1 protein-coding gene and 1 pseudogene are annotated in these 653 nt (G+C 66.2%); both read left to right on the plus strand.

Annotated features, from left to right (window positions below; translation table 11 throughout):
• A partial coding sequence (locus EN964_RS36400; RefSeq protein ID WP_206528843.1) for an ATP phosphoribosyltransferase regulatory subunit occupies positions 1 to 437 on the plus strand: 437 nt, incomplete at its 5' end.
• Positions 434 to 653 (plus strand): annotated as a pseudogene (hisG, locus tag EN964_RS36405) (ATP phosphoribosyltransferase); the annotation flags it as partial. The gene EN964_RS36400 and the pseudogene hisG, both read left to right, overlap by 4 nt.

Raw genomic sequence — 653 nt, forward strand, 5'->3', positions numbered from 1 at the left:
ACATTGCCCGGCGGCTGATCGAGAAAGCCGAGTTGCGCAGCGTTCGGTTGTCGAGCGGGGCCTTTTCCGCGCTGAAGGATTTTCTGGCGATCGACGTTCCGCTTGATGGCGCGGCCCAGGCACTGGAGACCTTCGCCACCGGCGCCGGGCTGTCGCTCGATGTCGCGCTGGAAAAGTTCGCTGCCCGCGCCAAGGCGATCGAGGCGCACGGCTTGCCGGCCGATAAAATCCGCTACGACGCCGCCTTCGGCCGCCCGCTCGATTACTACACCGGCCTGGTTTTCGAAATCGCGGCCGACAATGGCGACCGGCCGCTGGTCGGCGGCGGCCGCTATGACCGGCTGCTGACCCTGCTTGGCGCGAAGACGCCTATCCCCGGCGTCGGCTTTTCCGTCTGGCTCGATCGCATCGAGGCATTGCGGGAGACGGCGCCATGATCACGCTGGCGATCCCGTCGAAAGGCCGACTGAAAGAACAGGCGCTGGAAGTACTGGCCAAAGCCGGCCTCGCCGTCAGCCTGCCCGGCGACGAGCGCAAATACCACGCCCGCGTCGAGGGCCTGGACGATGTCGAAGTGGTGTTCCTGTCGGCTTCCGAAATATCAGGGGAGATCGGCCAGGGCGCCGTCGATCTCGGCATCACCGGCGAGGACC

Origin of the sequence: Mesorhizobium sp. M7A.F.Ca.CA.001.10.2.1, from assembly GCF_003998575.1 — a bacterium.
Classification (GTDB): domain Bacteria; phylum Pseudomonadota; class Alphaproteobacteria; order Rhizobiales; family Rhizobiaceae; genus Mesorhizobium.